This window comes from Delftia sp. JD2 (genome assembly GCF_001682645.1).
In the GTDB taxonomy this organism is placed as follows: domain Bacteria; phylum Pseudomonadota; class Gammaproteobacteria; order Burkholderiales; family Burkholderiaceae_C; genus Comamonas; species Comamonas acidovorans.
In genome coordinates, this window is the sequence record NZ_LFJT01000022.1 from 26,309 (window position 1) to 41,385 (window position 15,077).

Below are 15,077 nucleotides of genomic sequence, written 5' to 3' on the forward strand. Positions count from 1 at the left end.
GCGAGTCAAAACAGGGCAGCCGGGCAGGCGGTGCACCATCGCCGTGCGGTGGTACAGCTCTTAAACTGCCTGCATGAATCGAAGAAATCTGATGTGCGCCGCGCTGCTCGCCTGTCTGTCACAGGCGGCGCTGGCGGCTGCCGAACTGCAGGACAAGCCCGAGTGGGCCCGCTTCTTTGCCGATGCCAAGGTCGATGGCAGCATCGTCGTGGTCGATGCCAGAGGCCAGGCCGAAGCCGTCTACATCCACAACCGTGACCGCGCGGCGCGGCGCTACTCGCCCGCTTCCACCTTCAAGATCCCGCACAGCCTGTTCGCGCTGGACGCCGGGCTGCTGCGCGATGAATTCCAGCGCATTCCCTGGGACGGCGTGAAGCGCCAGTTGCCGGCCTGGAATGCCGATCAGGACCTGCGCTCGGCCATGCGCAACTCCACCCTGTGGGTGTACGAAGGCTTTGCCAGGGAGCTTGGCAGCGCGCGTGAGGCTGCCTACATGCGCAAGATCGACTACGGCAATGCGCTGGCCACGGGCGAGGCGCCTTTCTGGGTGGAAGGCGACCTGGCCATTTCGGCGCTGGAGCAGGTGGCCTTCCTGCAGCGGCTGTACCGCAATCGGCTGCCATTGCCGGCGGAGCACCAGCGGCTGGTGAAGGACGTGATGATCAACGAGGCGGGCCCGGACTGGATACTGCGCGCCAAAACCGGCTGGACGGGCCGTATCGGCTGGTGGGTGGGCTGGGTGGAATGGCCGGCCGGCCCCGTGTTCTTCGCCATGAACATGGACACGCCCCACCGGCTGGCCGACCTGCCCAAGCGCCAGGGCATCACGCGCGACATCCTGCGCTCCATCAACGCGTTGCCCAAGGCGCCGTAGCGCGCGGGACAAGGGCTATGCGTCAGCCCGTCAGCCCATCAGCCCATCAGCCCATCAGCCCATCAGCCCATCAGCCCATCAGCCCATCAGCCCTGGAGGCCGCTTGTCGGCCTTGCGCTCCACCGGATTGGCGGTGAGCCAGTTGGACGGGTACTGGCGCATGAACTCGCGCGCCTTTTCCACGCGCGCGTTGAGCCAGGCGTCGTAGGCGCCTTCGTTGAGAATCGCCGGCATGCGCTTTTCCGCGCCGGGCTGCTGGTAGCGGTGCAGCAGCGCATGGCTGTTGGCGTTGACCGTGAGCAGGGCGTAGCTCAGCAGCACCTCGCCGTCGGGGCCCGTCCACTGCGCCCACACGCCGGCCACGCCCATGGGCTTGCCGTCGATGCGCGAGATGCGCGTGGGCAGGGCCTTGCCGTTGCGGTAGTCATCCTCGAAAAAGGCGGCCATGGGCACGATGCAGCGCTGGCCATTGAGCCAGGCATCGCGGAAGGCCTGGGCCGTGGAGACGGTCTCCGAACGCGCATTCACCAGCTTGAGCGCGCGCAGCCGGCCGTCCGAAGCCGACTTCACCCAGTGCGGCACAAGGCCCCATTGGGCGGCAACCAGCTCGCGTGCGGGAGTGGTGGGTGCTGCAGGCGGTGTGTCGGGAGCTGCAGGTTCTGCCTGTTCAGCGGCTGCCTCTGCAGCCACGGCGACGCTGCGGATGAAAAAGCCGGACTTGCGCGGCGTCATGTTGCGCTCGCTGGCCGCGGGCGCTTCCACGTCGAAGGCGTCGCGGTAGGCGTCGGCTTGCGACAGGGATTCGTAGTGGGTACTCATGCGCGGATGGTACCTGCGTGTCTCGGGGGTATCGGCAAGGCGAGAGACTATTCCCTGCGCATTGCGAGCCCGGCGCCGCGGCCGGGTCGATACACTGCCGCGGATTCCATGGCCTCTGGAAAGGAAGCGTGAATGCGGATATGGGTACTGGGCCTTGCAGGCCTGTTGAGCGGCTGCGCAATCTCTGCAGGCATGTGCGATGCCTTGGGCCCAGGCACAACCGCGTCGCTGGTCCTGCCCCAAGGCGCTTCGGTCGAACAGGCCTTCGCCTGCCTTGACGAAACCATGGGCGACGAAGAGGGGGCCTACCACCTTGGCAACGGCCATTCCATCCGCGACACCCGGGAGGGCGTGCTGGAGACGGCCGACTACGGCGCGCCCAACGTGGCGGGCTTTCGGTTGAGGGCCGAGGTTTCCAGGAGCAAGCCTGCCACTCTGGATCTGTCACTGCGCGGGGCGGGCGCCTATTGCGCCGACCTGGGCGTGGACAGGGAAATGGCCCGCTTGATCGATGGCGCCGGCCGCTGCCTGCGGCGCTGATGCGCCTTCCGCGTCGGCTCCATCGGGACGGGCTGGGTGTCAGACGGTGATCGTCCCGGTCAGGTAACGCGCGCAGTGGCCAGCCACCTCGACGCTGGCATCCGTCACTTCGCAAAACAGCGTGCCCATGCGGCGAGAGGCCTGGTGGCCGATCAGACGGTTCTTGCCCAGCCTGCCCGCCCAGTAAGGCGCAAGCGCCGCATGGATGGAGCCGGTGACGGGATCTTCCTCGCCGCCATTGGCGGGCCAGAAGTAGCGGCTGACGAAGTCATACGAGGCGCCCGCATCCGCAGGCGCCGTCACCACCACATCCAGCGGCCCCAGCGACTTCAGGCGTTCCAGATCCGGCTTGACGGCCAGCACATCGGCCTCGGCGGCGTAGACCGCCACGTAGGCCTGCTGGTTCACAAGATAGGCCGTGGGCGCAGGCGTCAGGCCCTCGCGCAGCGCGGCCGGCACCTCATCCAGCGGCTTGGCATCGCGGCGCGGGAAGGTCATGACGATGCGTCCGCCATCCTCCTGCGTGGCGGTGACCTTGCCCACGGCAGCGGCCCAGAACGTGATGCTGCGCAGCGCGGGGTCGGCCTCGAACAGCACGAAGGCGCTTGCCAGCGTGGCATGGCCGCAGAACGCGATCTCCGTGAGCGGGGAGAACCAGCGGATCTCGAAGGCGTCGCGCTCGGCACTCCAGACCAGGAACGAGGTTTCCGAGAGATTGTTCTCTGCGGCAATGGCCTGCAGCGTGGAATCGGCAAGCCATGCATCCAGGGGAATGACGGCGGCCTGATTGCCCTTGAATCGTTCCGATGTGAATGCGTCGATGACGTGGATGGGGAGTTGCATTTGCAAAAGGCCTTTGGGTCGGATTCGTGTGCAGCCCGTCATTGTTGTCTCGGTCTCCAATGGCTGCGCGCGGATTCTACGGTCCCGCAGGGCAATGGCCGGGAATGGGCCAGGCATTGCGGCTGATGCACTGGGTACCGTCTTTTCTGGAAAACCCTGGTGTAGTTTGCAAGTGCTTGTGAAAATAGAATGAAGATTCGTTCTACTATCGGTTCTCATGCAAGACGAGGCCTGGACCTTCTTTCCGCACGCGGGATCGCGCCATGTGCAGACGCTGCGCGTGGCGCTCAGGCTGTTCGTGGAGCGGGGCTTCTTCAATACCTCGATACAGGACCTGTGCGCCGAGGCCGGCGTGTCCATCGGTTTCTTCTACAACCACTTTGCCGACAAGGAAGGCATTGCGCGCGAGCTGTACCGGCATTTGCTGGCGCGCATGAATGTGCTGCTCGACGATATCGAGGAGCGGCACGCGGGCAGCGCCCAGCGCTGCCGCGAGGTGCTGCGCATGCTGTTCGGGCTGGCCGAGGCCGAGCCCGAGGCCATGGGCTTCGTGGTCAATGCGCGCCACCGCGAGTTTCTGCCCGACGAGCAGGCCATCTGCTCGGCCTCGGCCTTCGTGCGCATGCGCGGCTTCGTGTTCGCCGGCATGACCGATGGCGAGATCCGCCAGATGGAGCCCATGGTGGCGGCCAGCCTGATGTACGGCAGCGCGATCCGCATGATCTGCCTGCGGCTGGACGGCATCATCGACACGCCCATAGAGCCCCTGTTCGACGCGCTCTGGGACGGGGTGTGGCGATCGCTCAAGCCTGACTGAGCGGCGCATTTTCCGGCGCTGGCGCCGTGCGGCGCCAGCGGTTGTTCCACTGAGGCGAAAGCACAAGGAGTAGCAGGGATGGCGCATCACATCTTGATCATCGGAGGGGGCATTGGCGGCACCATGACCGCCAACCACCTGGTCAGCAAGCTGTATCCGGAGGTGGTCACAGGCAAGGTGCGCATCACCATGCTGTCGAACTCGCCCTGGCACTACTACAAGCCGGCCTTCATGTACGTGGCCTTCAATGCCTTCTTCCGCGACGAGCTGCGGCGCAGGCAGCGCGGCCTGCTGCGGCCCGAGATCGACTTCCAGGTGGAAGAGGTGGAGCGTTTCGACTTCGCGCTGCAGGCCGTGCACTGCAAGAGCGGCAAGCGCTTCGGCTACGACCATCTGGTGATCTCCACGGGCTGCGTGCCCTCGCCCGAGCGCATCGAAGGCCTGGCCGAGGCCGGCGACCACTTCTACCAGCACGCGCCCGCGCGGCAGCTGGCCGACAAGCTGGCGCGCATAGAAAAGGGCCGCATCTTCGTCACCGTCACCTTTCCCAAGACGCCCAATGTGCCGCACCAGTGCGGCATCGCGCCCATAGAGACCACGCTGATGCTGGACGACCTGCTGCGCCGGCGCGGCGTGCGCGACAAGGTGGAGATCGTCTACACCTATCCCACGGTCTCGCAGCTGCTGCGCAACTGCCTGTTCCTGCAGAAGGACACCTGCGAGATTCTTCCCACGGTGTTCGAGCAGCGCGGCATTCGCCACCAGCGCGGCTTCACGCTGGCGCGCGTGGACCCCGAGGCCAAGGTGGCCCACTCGGAAGAGGGCCAGGCCGAGGACTTCGACATCCTCATGGCCACGCCGCCCATACGCGCCGTGCAGGCCGTGCGCGACTGCGGCCTGTCGCAGGCGCAGGATGGCGAAGGCTGGCTGCCCACCGACCACGAGACCATGCAGGTGCTGGGCCAGAGCCATGTCTATGTGCTGGGCGATACGGTGGACCTGCCGGTGAGCAAGGCCGGCGGCGCCTGTCACAACCAGTCGCCCGTGGTGGTGAACAACATCGCCTCGCAGATCCGCTTCGGCCGCACCAGCGATGCCTACGACGGGCGCGTGGTGGCCATCGCCCAGATGGGCCTGGACGGCGGCATGCCGCTTTGGTACGACTACCAGGTCGACGTCAAGCCCACGCCGCCGACCAAGGTCGGCTCGATGATGCGCAAGGGCTTCAACCGCGGCATGTACTGGGCCGTGGCCCGCGCCCTGGTCTGAGGCCAGGGCCTTTGCATTGTCATTCCAAGCACGAAGACAAGGAGCACCGAGATGAACATCGCTTCCGACATTCCCGTGGCGCAGCCCGCCGCCGGCGGCCTGCTGCAGGACGACGCCGCGCTGCAGGGGCTGGCCGAACTGATGGGCAAGCTGGAGCCGCTGCTGGCGGGCCGGCGCCTGAACCGCGTGGTCGATCTGCTGTCGGCCACGGCGGACCTGGTGGACATGGCAGACGACTACATGGTCGAGAAGGTCGCCAAGGCCTTCGAGGATGGCGTGGGCGGGGCCTGGGCCGCGGGCAATGCCGCGCGCATGGCGGCGGCCCAGGTGCAGGCCATGGAGGAAACGCCCACCCTGATCGGCCTGATGCGCATGGCACGCGAGCCCGATGTGCGGCGCGGCCTGGCCTTCATGCTGGCCATGGCCGGCGCGCTGGGGCGCCAGCATGCCCACGATCCCATCGACTACGCGGCGGACTGAAACGCAGGGCCGAGCCACGTCCGCCCGGCAGCGCACGGGCTGCGGTGGTACAAACGCCGGGGGCGGATGTGATCCGCCCCTTTTCTTTTTGCCCATTGCCCGCCATGCCTTCTTCCTGTTCCTTGCCGGTGCTGCCGGCCGCTGTCCCTGACCATTGCAGGCCCCGCTGCACCGAGGGCAGGGCATGACCGCGCAGCACCTGAGCCGTGGCGACTGGGCGCGTGCGCTGCTGGTCATCCTGATCTGGGGCACCAACTTCGTGGCCATGAAGTTCGGTCTGCTGACGCTGTCGCCCATGCTGCTGAGCGCGCTGCGCTTTGTGGTGGCGTCGCTGCCCTTTTTGCTGTTCGTGCGCCCGCCCAAGTCGGTGGGCTGGCGCTATCTGGCCGCCTATGGGCTGGTGCAGGGCGTGGGCCAGTTCGGCATGCTGTTCCTGGGCCTGAAGCTGGGCATGCCGGCCGGCATGGCCTCGGTGGTGCTGCAGACGCAGGCCTTCGTCACGCTGCTGCTGGCCGCCTTCCTGCTGGGCGAGCCCGCGCGCCTGTGGCATTGGCTGGGCCTGGTGGTGTCGCTGGGCGGGCTGGTTGCCATTGGCAGCGCCCATGGCGAAGGCGACAACGCCATGACGCTGGCCGGCTTTTTGCTGACCGTGGGCGCGGCCTGCATGTGGGCCGTGTCCAACATGATCACGCGCTATGCGGCGCGCAGCGGCCCCTACGAGCCTTTCCCCTTCATCGTCTGGAGCAGCATCTTTCCCATTGCGCCGCTGATGGCCCTGGCCGTCTGGACCGATGGCGCGGATACGGTCGTGCAGCAACTGGCGGGGATCGACCTGACCGCCGTGGCCTCCATCCTGTACCTGGCGCTGCTGGCCACGCTGCTGGGCTATGGCCTGTGGACGCGCCTGCTGCAGCGCTATGCGGCCGGCACGGTGGCGCCGCTGTCTCTGATGGTGCCCGTGGTGGGCCTGGTCTCGGCCATGCTGCTGCTGGGCGAGCGGCCCACCCTGATGCAGTGGATGGGCACGCTGGCCGTGCTGGCGGGCATGGTGATCAACCAGTTCGGCGGGCGCTGGCTGGCGGGGCGGGCGCGATAGGGGAACAGGCGCCAGGGAGATGGTCGGGGCCGGTGGCAGGAGGCCGGCTTTGCATTTCTTTAAATGACTCGGGTAATAAAAATCATTATCATTCCCGCTCTTTGAAAGGCGGCGTGCTTCAGGCGCGCGGCCAACGCCCGGCGCCGCACAGACCTTGAACTGTTGTGGCGCCTTTGTCCGTCCGGGCCTGCGCTGCGGCCGCGGCGTCCATGACGGGCAACGATCCGCAAGAAAGGTCATCCCCATGCAAGCCTCGACCCCGGGAGGGTCCTCTCCATCCTTGCTGCGCTACCGCGTGGCCGTGGCCTCGCGCGCCTTGGCGGCGATCGGCGGCGGCTATCTGCTGTCGGCCGCCTGCGCCGCCACGGGCGCGCGCGCCATGGTCTGGCTGGGCGTGGAACGGGCCGATGCGGCGCTGGGCTCGACGCTGCTGGCCTTCATCATCTACGCCGTGGCGGCCATGTGGGCCTTCGGCTGCGCCAGCGCCTGGCGCGCCTGGGCCGTGATCGGCCTGCCGGGCGCGGGTCTGGGACTTCTGGCCTGGGTGCTGTCGAACGGAGCCGCAGCATGAGGGCAGACGGCAAACCCGAGGGACTGCGCCAGTCCATGTCCTGGCTGCACACCTGGAGCGGCCTGCTGCTGGGCTGGCTGCTCTACGCGGTGTTCTTCACGGGCACCCTGAGCTATTTCCGCGACGAGATCAACGACTGGATGCGGCCGGAGCTGCACGGCTCGGTGCAGGACGCCGACACCGCGCAGCGCGCACTGGAGGCCATGCAGCGCATCGCGCCGGAGGCCACGACCTGGACGCTGAGCCTGCCCGGCCCGCGCCAGGTGGCGGTGGCCGCATCCTGGCGAGAGCCCGGCGCCGCCACGGGCCGCGCAGGCACCAAGCGCGCCGAGATCGACGCCGCCACGGGCGAGAAGCTGGAGCCGCGCGAGACACGCGCCGGCAACTTCTTCTACCGCTTCCACTTCGAGCTGCACGCCATGCCGCGCATCTGGGGCCGCTGGATCGTGGGCTTCGCCACCATGCTGATGTTCGTGGCCATCATCACGGGCGTGATCACGCACAAGAAGATCTTCACGGACTTCTTCACCTTCCGCCCGCGCAAGGGCCAGCGCTCCTGGCTGGACGCGCACAACGCCACGGCCGTGCTGGCATTGCCGTTTCACATCGTCATCACCTTCAGCGGCCTGGTGCTGCTGATGTTCATGCTCATGCCCTGGGGCATACAGGCGGCCTACAACGGCGACACCAATGCCTACTTCGCCGATGTGCGGGGTGCGCGCGGTCAGGCGGCCAACCAGGGCCCGGGCGCGCGCGGTGGCAAACAAGAGCGCCAGGCCGCCGCGCTGGCCGATATCGCGCCCATGATGGCCGAGGGCGCGCGCCGCTGGCCCGAGCACGGCGTGGGCAGCATTACCGTCAACGCGCCCGGCACCTCGCGCGCGGTGGTCGAGCTGCGCGAAGGCGGTGGCATGAGCCTCATCAACCGGGGCCAGTCCGAGACCCTGCGCTTCGACGGCGTGACCGGCCAGTTGCAGGCCAGCCCCGAGGCGCCCGCCATCTCCTGGGTGCGCGCCACCAGCAACGTGATCACCGGCGTGCACCTGGGCCGCTTTGCAGAGCCCGCCACGCGCTGGCTGCTGCTGCTCAGCGGCGTGGTCGGCACCTTCATGGCCGCGTCGGGCATGGTGCTGTGGGTGGTCAAGCGCATGCCCGAGCGCCGCAAGTTGGGCCGCACGCCCTTCGGCCACCGTCTGGTGGAGGTGCTCAACGTGGGCTCCATCGCGGGCCTGTCGGTGGCCGTGGCCGGCTTCTTCTGGCTCAACCGCCTGCTGCCCGTGCCCATGCAGGCACGCAGTGATTGGGAGATCAACGGCTTCTTCATCATCTGGCTGCTGTGCCTGCTGCATCCGCTGCTGGTCTCGCACCGCAATGCCTGGCTGCAGCAGATGGCGCTGGCCGCCGTGCTGTATGCGCTGCTGCCCCTGCTCAACCTGCTGACGGGCGGCGCATCGCTGGTGCAGACCCTGGCCAACGGGCAGTGGAGCATCGCCAGCTTCGAGCTGCTGATGCTGGGCCTGGCCGCCATCCACGGCGTGGTGGCCTGGTGGCTGCTGCGCGGCAAGCCGGCAGCGGCTGCAGTGCCCCGCACGCAAGCCCGTGCCGCCAGCCATGCCCCCACGCTGGAGCGCGCGTCATGATGATTCTTGCCGCCTTTTTTCTGGCCTTTGCAGGCTTTGCCGTCATCGCCGCTTCCATGGACCGGCACCAGGACCAGCTGGGCACCGAAGGCCTGGCGCCCGCGCGCCTGAAGGCCTGGCGGCTGGCCGGCTACGCGCTGCTGGCCCTATCGCTGGCGCCCTGCCTGCTGCGCTGGAATGCCTCGGTGGCCGTGGCCGCCTGGCTGGGCCTGCTGACCTTTGCGGCCCTGGCCCTGGGCCTGCTGCTGACCTATGCGCCGCAGTTCGCGCGGCGTGTGGCGATTGTGGCTGCTGCCGCAGGATTGGGGACTTGGCTGCTGCTGGGCTGAGCGGGCAGGTCTTTCCCTTCGCTTTTCCCTGTTTTCCTTTGAGTGAATCACACGGCGGGGCCCCTTGCGGGCCCCGCCCCATTGCTGAGCATGCAAATGGTGCGGACCTCCTATTAATTGTGATTTATCAATAACAATCACATATTTGTGCGCAGAGATCGCTGCGTGATTGAATATCAATAGTCAGCATCTGATTTCAATCCATCAGTCAGAAACAAGTTCGATTCGTGTTGTCAAACTGTGGTTCTTTGGCAGGAGAATGCGTATGACTGTTCCGGCATTTTATTTCCCTCTGGTTTTGACTGGCGGCTTGATGCTTGCCTCCAGTATGGCTCAGGCAGGACCCATGCAGGATATAGGGACTGCCTCGGGTCCGCAGTGCGCAGGCCTGGATGTCAATAATTCCGGATATGTGGTGGGCGCCTGTGCAGAGGCCAATGGATCTGCCTCGGGCTTTGTTGCCCTGGCGCCCGGCAGCGCGGTGGATCTGGCACATCTGGTCGATGGTCGCAATTGCGTGGCAGGCGCCATCACCAATGTGGGCCGTCTGGTCGGGTGGTGCATGAACAGCAATTCGCTGCCAACGGGCGTGGTCTGGAATGCCACGGCCCCCACCACGGTACAGGCTTTGCAGGCGTTGGCGGGCGGTGTGCGCACCAAGGTGACCGCGCTCAGCCAGAGTGGCGCGGTCGCGGGTGTCAGCCTCAATGCCGACAACACGGCCTTGCCGGTGATGTGGCGCAACAACGAAACCACGGCACGCACGCTGCCGGCCGGCCTGCTGGGCCTGGTTGCCACGAACTGCGTGCCCGCCGATGTGGACGACCATTCCGTGAATCCGACGATGCCCAATATCGTCGGCAACTGTCCCGGCTCCAGCGGCCGGCCCCAGCCCGTGCTGTGGTCCCCGGGGCTGCTGGGAACCTACGCCTCCGCCGCGCTGCCGCTGCCTGCCGATGCGCTGCACTGCCGCGCTTCCCAGGTGGTGAACTCGCGCATCCTGGGCCATTGTGATTTTGGTGCACAGGGCGGTCATGCCGTGCTGTGGAGCAATCCGGCTTCGGCGCCGCTGGTGTTGTCCACTGGCGCGCAGCGCAGCAGTGCCAAGACGCTGAACGCCAATGGCCGGGTCATCGGCAAGTACAGCAACACCAACGGCGATCCCGTTCCCTTCCACTGGGACACCACGACCAATGTGCGCACCGACATCCCCGCGCCAACCGGTGGCATGCATGCCTCGGTGTCTGACATAGGCGACAACGGCAATGTGGTGGGCAGCAGCGAGATGGGCGACGGTACGCGCCATGCGTTCAAGTGGACCCTGGCCGGAGGATCGGTGGACCTGGGTACGCTGCCGGGTGGCAAGAACAGCGGCGCCATTGCGCTCAGCCAGGATGGCTGCTATCTGACGGGCGGCAGCGAGACGGGCTCGGGGCAGGATACGCATGCGTTTGTGCAGAACCTGTGTGCGCCTTGAATGAATATGCCTCTTTTCATATTTTCAATGAATGGAGTGTTTCATGAATAAATCCAATGGAGCAATTGGTGGCTGGGCTGCCTTGATGCGGGAAATAAGCATTGTTGCACAGGTCAGATATACGGTATTTCTGCCTTTTGCTTGTGCAATGATGGTGTTGCCCGTTCCTGGTGACGCCAAAGATCTTCGGGAAGCGTACCGTCTTTATGACAAAAATGGCGTTGCCTTCACTCCTATTACAGACTTGAGGAAAGTTTTAGGGGACCAACTCACGGAGGAGGAGCTTGACGAGCTGATTGCGGAGATTGACTCGGATGGCTCAGGCCCCGTGGATCACGATGGATTCATGAAAATCATGACAGGCGAGTGACCCGCGCCTGTGCCGCCCCATGTTCTCAATACGCAGCCCCGAGGCGCTGCACAGGCTCGGCCACTGGCGAATCATCGAACTGCCCCCGCAGCCTGCGCGCCGCATTCGCAAACAGCAGCACATCCACGCCCACGGCCACGAAGCTGCAGCCCAGATCCAGGTAGCGGCGGGCCAGGGCGGGGTCCGAGGTCAGGGTGCCGGCCGCCTTGCCGCTGGCGATGATGGTCTTCATGGCGCCCTCGATGGCGGCCTGCACCTCGGGGTGGCCGGGGTTGCCGCGGTGGCCCATGGAGGCGGCCAGGTCGGCGGGGCCGATGAAGACGCCGTGCACGCCGTCCACCGCGCAAATGGCTTCAAGGTTGTGCAGGGCGGCCACGGTCTCGGCCTGCACCAGCAGGCAGACCTCTTCGTCGGCCACCTGCAGGTAGTCGGCGCGTGCGCTCCACTGCGATGCGCGGCCCACGGCGCTGCCCACGCCGCGCACGCCCAGCGGCGGGTAGCGCGTGGCGGACACCACGGCGCGCGCCTGTTCGGCCGTGTCCACCATGGGCACGAGCAGCGTTTGGGCGCCGATGTCCAGCATCTGCTTGATCAGGGCCGTGCTGCCTTCGACCACGCGCACCACGGCCTGTGCCGGGTGCGGGGCCACGGCCTGCAGCGCGGCCAGGGTGCTGCGCACGTCGTTGGGGGCGTGCTCGCCGTCGATCAGCAGCCAGTCGTAGCCGCAGGTGGCGGCAGCCTCGGCCAGGTAGGGGTCGGCCATGGACAGCCACAGGCCGATGCGGGGCTGGCCTGCGGCCAGGGCGGTCTTGAAGGGGTTGTGGGCTGGCATGGTGTCCGGTGATTTCGTTGAGGGAAAGATTCAGTCCAGCAGGCCCTGGCAGACGTACTTGGTGTGCAGGTAGTCGTCCAGGCCGTGGGTGGAGCCCTCGCGGCCGTAGCCCGACTCCTTGACGCCGCCGAAGGGCGCTGCCTCGGCGGCCAGTGCGCCTTCGTTGATGCCGACGATGCCGGTCTCCAACGCATCGGCCATGCGCCAGATGCGGCGTGCGTCGTTGCTGTAGAAGTAGGCGGCCAGGCCGAAGGGCGTGTCGTTGGCTGCGGCGATGACCTCGTCCTCGCTGTCGAAGACGGTGAGCGGCGCCACGGGGCCGAAGGTTTCCTCGCAGGCGCAGGCCATGGAGGCATCGGCGCCCGTGAGCACGGTGGGCGCGTAGTAGTTGGCGCCCAGGGCATCCAGGCGCCTGCCGCCCGTGAGCACCCTGGCGCCGCGCGCCACGGCGTCCTGCACATGGCGCTCGATCTTTTCCACGGCGCGCGCATTGATCATGGGGCCGATCTGCGAGGCCGGGTCGCTGGCCGGGCCCACGTGCAGCGCGGCCACGCGCGCGGCCAGCTTCTGTGCAAACACGTCGTGCACGCTGCGGTGCACGAAGACGCGGTTGGGGCACACGCAGGTCTGGCCGCCATTGCGGAACTTGGCGGCCATGAAGCCGTCGACGGCGGCATCGATGTCGGCGTCCTCGAAGACGATGAAGGGCGCATTGCCGCCCAGCTCCAGCGAGAGCTTCTTGAGCGTGTCGGCGCTGCGCCGCGCCAGGTGCTTGCCCACGGGCGTGGAGCCCGTGAAGGTGATCTTGCGCACGCGCGCGTCGTCCAGCCAGACATCCACCACCTCGGGCGTCTTCTCGCGCGAGGCCGTGACGATGTTGAGTACGCCGGTCGGCACGCCTGCCTCCTGGGCCAGCAGCACCAGGGCCAGCGAGGTCAGCGGCGTGTCTTCGGCGGGCTTGCAGACCACGGTGCAGCCGGCGGCCAGCGCGGGCGCGATCTTGCGGGCGATCATGGCGGCAGGAAAGTTCCAGGGCGTGATGGCGGCCACCACGCCCACGGGCTCGCGCAGCGCAAACATGCGCCGGCCCGGCACGGGCGCGGGAATGATCTCGCCGTTCATGCGCGTGGCCTCTTCGGCGAACCATTCGATGTAGCTGGCCGCATAGGCGACCTCGCCCTTGCCCTCGGCCAGGGGCTTGCCCTGCTCGCGGCTGATGAGGCGGCCCAGGTCGTCCTGGTGGGCCAGCACCAGGTCGTTCCAGCGCTTGATGATGGCGGCGCGCTGTTTGGCGGGCGTCTTGCGCCAGGCGGGAAAGGCGGCATGCGCGGCGTCCAGCGCGGCGCGGGCCTCGGCGGCGCCGGAGTCGGGCACCTCGGTGATCAGTGCGCCCGTGGCGGGGTCGGTCACGGCCAGGCGTGGGGCAGGTGCGGCGGGCGTGGCCGTCGCGGTCGCCCATTGGCCGGCGATGAAGTTGGCGCTGCGCAGCAGCTCGGGGCGGGTCAGGGTCAGGGTCAGTGGCATGGAATCGTTGGATGCAGGTGTTGTAAGGGGCGGCTCAGCTCACGATGCCCAGGTGCCAGGGCACGAACTCATGGTCGCCCAGGCCCAGGGCCTCGCTCTTGGTGGGCTCGCCGCTGGCGTGGCGCAGGATCTGCGCGAAGATGCGCTGCCCCATCTCGGGTACGCCGCATTCGCCGTCCACGATCAGGCCGCAGTTGATGTCCATGTCTTCCTCCAGGCGCCGGTACATGGGCGTGTTGCTGGCCAGCTTGATAGTGGGTGCAGGCTTGCTGCCGAACATGGAGCCGCGCCCCGTGGTGAAGCAGATCAGGTGCGCGCCGCTGGCAATCTGGCCCGTGGAGGCTACGGGGTCGTAGCCCGGCGAATCCATGAAGACGAAGCCCGGCTCGGTGATGGGCTCGGCGTATTCGTAGACGGCGCGCAGCGGCGTGGTGCCGCCCTTCATGGCCGAGCCCAGCGATTTCTCGAAGATGTTGGCCAGGCCGCCGGCCTGGTTGCCGTGGCCGACCACGCCGTTGAACTGCGCGTTCTGGCCGGCCGCGTAGCGCTCCCACCAGGCCAGGCGGTCCAGCAGCTTCTGCCCCACGGCCGGCGTGATGGCGCGGCGCGTGAGCATGAATTCCACGCCATGGATCTCGGGCGTTTCCGACAGGATGGCCGTGCCGCCGTGGCGCACCAGGATGTCCATGGCCGCGCCCAGGGCCGGGTTGGCCGTGATGCCCGAAAACCCGTCCGAGCCGCCGCACTCCAGCCCGATCTTCAGGTGGCTGGCACTGACCGTGCTGCGCCGCGCGGCATCGGCTTCGGGCAGCATCTCTTCGATGGCGCGGATGCCTGCCTCTATGGTCACGCGCGTGCCGCCGACCTCCTGCATCACCAGGGTGCGCATGAGCCGGCCTTCGCTCAGGCCCTGCGACTCCACCAGGGCATCGACCTGGTTGCGCTCGCAGCCCAGGCCCACGATGAGCACGCCGGCCAGGTTGGGGTGGCGCGCATAGCCGGCCAGCGTGCGGCGCAGCACGTCGAAATGCTCGCTGGGCGAGGACATGCCGCAGCCGCTGGTCTGGGCGAAGGCCACCACGCCGTCCACGTTGGGGAATGCCGCCATGCGCTCGGCCGTGAAATGCGCGGCAATGCGCTTGATCACCGTGGCCGAGCAGTTCACCGACGACAGGATGCCGATGAAATTGCGCGTGCCCACGCCGCCGCCGGCGCGCACAAAGCCCTGGAAGCTGGCGCGCTGCGCCTCGGGTACATAGTCCACGGGCCGCACGTCGGCGCCGAAGGCCGGGTCGCGGTAGTAGTCCACGATGCGCAGGTTGTGGCTGTGCACATAGTCGCCAGCCTCCAGCTCGCGCATGGCCACGCCGATCACGGTGTCGTACTTCTTCACCTGCTCGCCCTCTGCGATGCGGCGCGCGGCGATCTTGTGGCCCGCAGGCACCTGGGCGCGGGCGCGCACGCCCAGTTCGGGAATCTCCTGGCCCAGCGACAGAGCGGTCTTGGCGACCAGCACGTTGTCGTTGGGATGCAGGTGCAGCAGGGGGCTATCGGTGCGGGACATGCGTGGCTTTCATCGGTGTGGGTTCGCGGGCT

The 15,077-nt window shown here is 67.2% G+C and carries 16 protein-coding genes; 11 read left to right on the forward strand and 5 right to left on the reverse strand.

The window, feature by feature from the left end; genetic code table 11:
* Positions 1 to 73: 73 nt before the first annotated feature.
* Positions 74 to 874: a class D beta-lactamase gene (gene blaOXA, locus ACM14_RS14000; RefSeq protein WP_254662056.1), complete on the forward strand. Its 801-nt coding sequence runs from the start codon at positions 74 to 76 to the stop codon at positions 872 to 874.
* Positions 875 to 952: 78 nt separating this feature from the next.
* On the opposite strand, the gene ACM14_RS14005 is transcribed toward blaOXA, so the two are convergent.
* Positions 953 to 1,693, reverse strand: a complete 741-nt coding sequence (locus ACM14_RS14005; RefSeq protein WP_013803506.1) for an SOS response-associated peptidase — start codon at positions 1,691 to 1,693, stop codon at positions 953 to 955.
* Between the two features lie 204 nt (positions 1,694 to 1,897).
* Between ACM14_RS14005 and ACM14_RS14010 the strand changes: the two genes are divergently transcribed.
* A complete protein-coding gene (locus ACM14_RS14010; protein ID WP_254662057.1) occupies positions 1,898 to 2,233 on the forward strand; it encodes a hypothetical protein in 336 nt (111 codons plus the stop codon).
* Positions 2,234 to 2,272: 39 nt separating this feature from the next.
* Here ACM14_RS14010 and ACM14_RS14015 read toward each other — a convergent pair whose 3' ends face one another.
* A complete protein-coding gene (locus ACM14_RS14015) occupies positions 2,273 to 3,076 on the reverse strand; it encodes a PhzF family phenazine biosynthesis protein (RefSeq protein WP_065346476.1) in 804 nt (267 codons plus the stop codon).
* A gap of 217 nt (positions 3,077 to 3,293) precedes the next feature.
* Here ACM14_RS14015 and ACM14_RS14020 point away from each other — a divergent pair, with 217 nt between their 5' ends.
* From ACM14_RS14020 to ACM14_RS14060, 9 genes are all read left to right on the forward strand, one after another.
* On the forward strand, positions 3,294 to 3,893 hold the full coding sequence (locus ACM14_RS14020) for a TetR/AcrR family transcriptional regulator (RefSeq protein WP_012204257.1): 600 nt from the start codon (positions 3,294 to 3,296) through the stop codon (positions 3,891 to 3,893).
* A gap of 78 nt (positions 3,894 to 3,971) precedes the next feature.
* Entirely contained in the window at positions 3,972 to 5,162 is a 1,191-nt protein-coding gene (locus tag ACM14_RS14025; RefSeq protein ID WP_013803503.1) for an FAD/NAD(P)-binding oxidoreductase, read from the forward strand.
* A gap of 51 nt (positions 5,163 to 5,213) precedes the next feature.
* On the forward strand, positions 5,214 to 5,642 hold the full coding sequence (locus ACM14_RS14030; protein ID WP_012204259.1) for a DUF1641 domain-containing protein: 429 nt from the start codon (positions 5,214 to 5,216) through the stop codon (positions 5,640 to 5,642).
* A gap of 184 nt (positions 5,643 to 5,826) precedes the next feature.
* Positions 5,827 to 6,738 carry an O-acetylserine/cysteine exporter gene (locus ACM14_RS14035; RefSeq protein WP_012204260.1) on the forward strand — a complete coding sequence of 304 codons (912 nt, stop codon included), beginning with the start codon at positions 5,827 to 5,829 and terminating at the stop codon, positions 6,736 to 6,738.
* A gap of 244 nt (positions 6,739 to 6,982) precedes the next feature.
* Positions 6,983 to 7,309, forward strand: coding sequence for a DUF3649 domain-containing protein (locus ACM14_RS14040; RefSeq protein WP_016449744.1), 327 nt, complete (start codon positions 6,983 to 6,985; stop codon positions 7,307 to 7,309).
* Positions 7,306 to 8,949 (forward strand): PepSY domain-containing protein, encoded by a 1,644-nt coding sequence (locus ACM14_RS14045; RefSeq protein WP_065346477.1) that lies wholly within the window; start codon positions 7,306 to 7,308, stop codon positions 8,947 to 8,949. Before ACM14_RS14040 ends, ACM14_RS14045 begins: the two co-directional genes overlap by 4 nt.
* Positions 8,946 to 9,278, forward strand: a complete 333-nt coding sequence (locus tag ACM14_RS14050; RefSeq protein WP_065346478.1) for a DUF3325 family protein — start codon at positions 8,946 to 8,948, stop codon at positions 9,276 to 9,278. The genes ACM14_RS14045 and ACM14_RS14050 overlap by 4 nt, the downstream gene beginning before the upstream one ends.
* A gap of 415 nt (positions 9,279 to 9,693) precedes the next feature.
* Entirely contained in the window at positions 9,694 to 10,755 is a 1,062-nt protein-coding gene (locus ACM14_RS14055) for an HAF repeat-containing protein (RefSeq protein ID WP_254662058.1), read from the forward strand.
* Between the two features lie 43 nt (positions 10,756 to 10,798).
* Positions 10,799 to 11,125 carry an EF-hand domain-containing protein gene (locus tag ACM14_RS14060; protein WP_139093428.1) on the forward strand — a complete coding sequence of 109 codons (327 nt, stop codon included), beginning with the start codon at positions 10,799 to 10,801 and terminating at the stop codon, positions 11,123 to 11,125.
* A 25-nt stretch (positions 11,126 to 11,150) separates the two neighbouring features.
* Here ACM14_RS14060 and hpaI read toward each other — a convergent pair whose 3' ends face one another.
* The 3 genes from hpaI to ACM14_RS14075 are packed head-to-tail and all read right to left on the reverse strand — an operon-like array spanning position 11,151 to position 15,045.
* Entirely contained in the window at positions 11,151 to 11,957 is an 807-nt protein-coding gene (gene hpaI / locus ACM14_RS14065; protein WP_065346481.1) for a 4-hydroxy-2-oxoheptanedioate aldolase, read from the reverse strand.
* 30 nt (positions 11,958 to 11,987) lie between these two features.
* Positions 11,988 to 13,481, reverse strand: a complete 1,494-nt coding sequence (locus tag ACM14_RS14070; RefSeq protein WP_065346482.1) for an NAD-dependent succinate-semialdehyde dehydrogenase — start codon at positions 13,479 to 13,481, stop codon at positions 11,988 to 11,990.
* A 34-nt stretch (positions 13,482 to 13,515) separates the two neighbouring features.
* On the reverse strand, positions 13,516 to 15,045 hold the full coding sequence (locus ACM14_RS14075; protein WP_034398286.1) for a UxaA family hydrolase: 1,530 nt from the start codon (positions 15,043 to 15,045) through the stop codon (positions 13,516 to 13,518).
* Positions 15,046 to 15,077: the final 32 nt, after the last annotated feature.

Excerpts from the sequence above, each read along its gene's own strand:
- blaOXA (WP_254662056.1), top strand. The coding sequence starts at position 74 with ATGAATCGAAGAAATCTGATGTGCGCCGCGCTGCTCGCCTGTCTGTCA.
- ACM14_RS14005 (WP_013803506.1), bottom strand. The coding sequence starts at position 1,693 with ATGAGTACCCACTACGAATCCCTGTCGCAAGCCGACGCCTACCGCGAC.
- ACM14_RS14015 (WP_065346476.1), bottom strand. The coding sequence starts at position 3,076 with ATGCAACTCCCCATCCACGTCATCGACGCATTCACATCGGAACGATTC.
- ACM14_RS14020 (WP_012204257.1), top strand. The coding sequence starts at position 3,294 with ATGCAAGACGAGGCCTGGACCTTCTTTCCGCACGCGGGATCGCGCCAT.
- ACM14_RS14025 (WP_013803503.1), top strand. The coding sequence starts at position 3,972 with ATGGCGCATCACATCTTGATCATCGGAGGGGGCATTGGCGGCACCATG.
- ACM14_RS14030 (WP_012204259.1), top strand. The coding sequence starts at position 5,214 with ATGAACATCGCTTCCGACATTCCCGTGGCGCAGCCCGCCGCCGGCGGC.
- ACM14_RS14035 (WP_012204260.1), top strand. The coding sequence starts at position 5,827 with ATGACCGCGCAGCACCTGAGCCGTGGCGACTGGGCGCGTGCGCTGCTG.
- ACM14_RS14040 (WP_016449744.1), top strand. The coding sequence starts at position 6,983 with ATGCAAGCCTCGACCCCGGGAGGGTCCTCTCCATCCTTGCTGCGCTAC.
- ACM14_RS14045 (WP_065346477.1), top strand. The coding sequence starts at position 7,306 with ATGAGGGCAGACGGCAAACCCGAGGGACTGCGCCAGTCCATGTCCTGG.
- ACM14_RS14050 (WP_065346478.1), top strand. The coding sequence starts at position 8,946 with ATGATGATTCTTGCCGCCTTTTTTCTGGCCTTTGCAGGCTTTGCCGTC.
- ACM14_RS14060 (WP_139093428.1), top strand. The coding sequence starts at position 10,799 with ATGAATAAATCCAATGGAGCAATTGGTGGCTGGGCTGCCTTGATGCGG.
- hpaI (WP_065346481.1), bottom strand. The coding sequence starts at position 11,957 with ATGCCAGCCCACAACCCCTTCAAGACCGCCCTGGCCGCAGGCCAGCCC.
- ACM14_RS14070 (WP_065346482.1), bottom strand. The coding sequence starts at position 13,481 with ATGCCACTGACCCTGACCCTGACCCGCCCCGAGCTGCTGCGCAGCGCC.
- ACM14_RS14075 (WP_034398286.1), bottom strand. The coding sequence starts at position 15,045 with ATGTCCCGCACCGATAGCCCCCTGCTGCACCTGCATCCCAACGACAAC.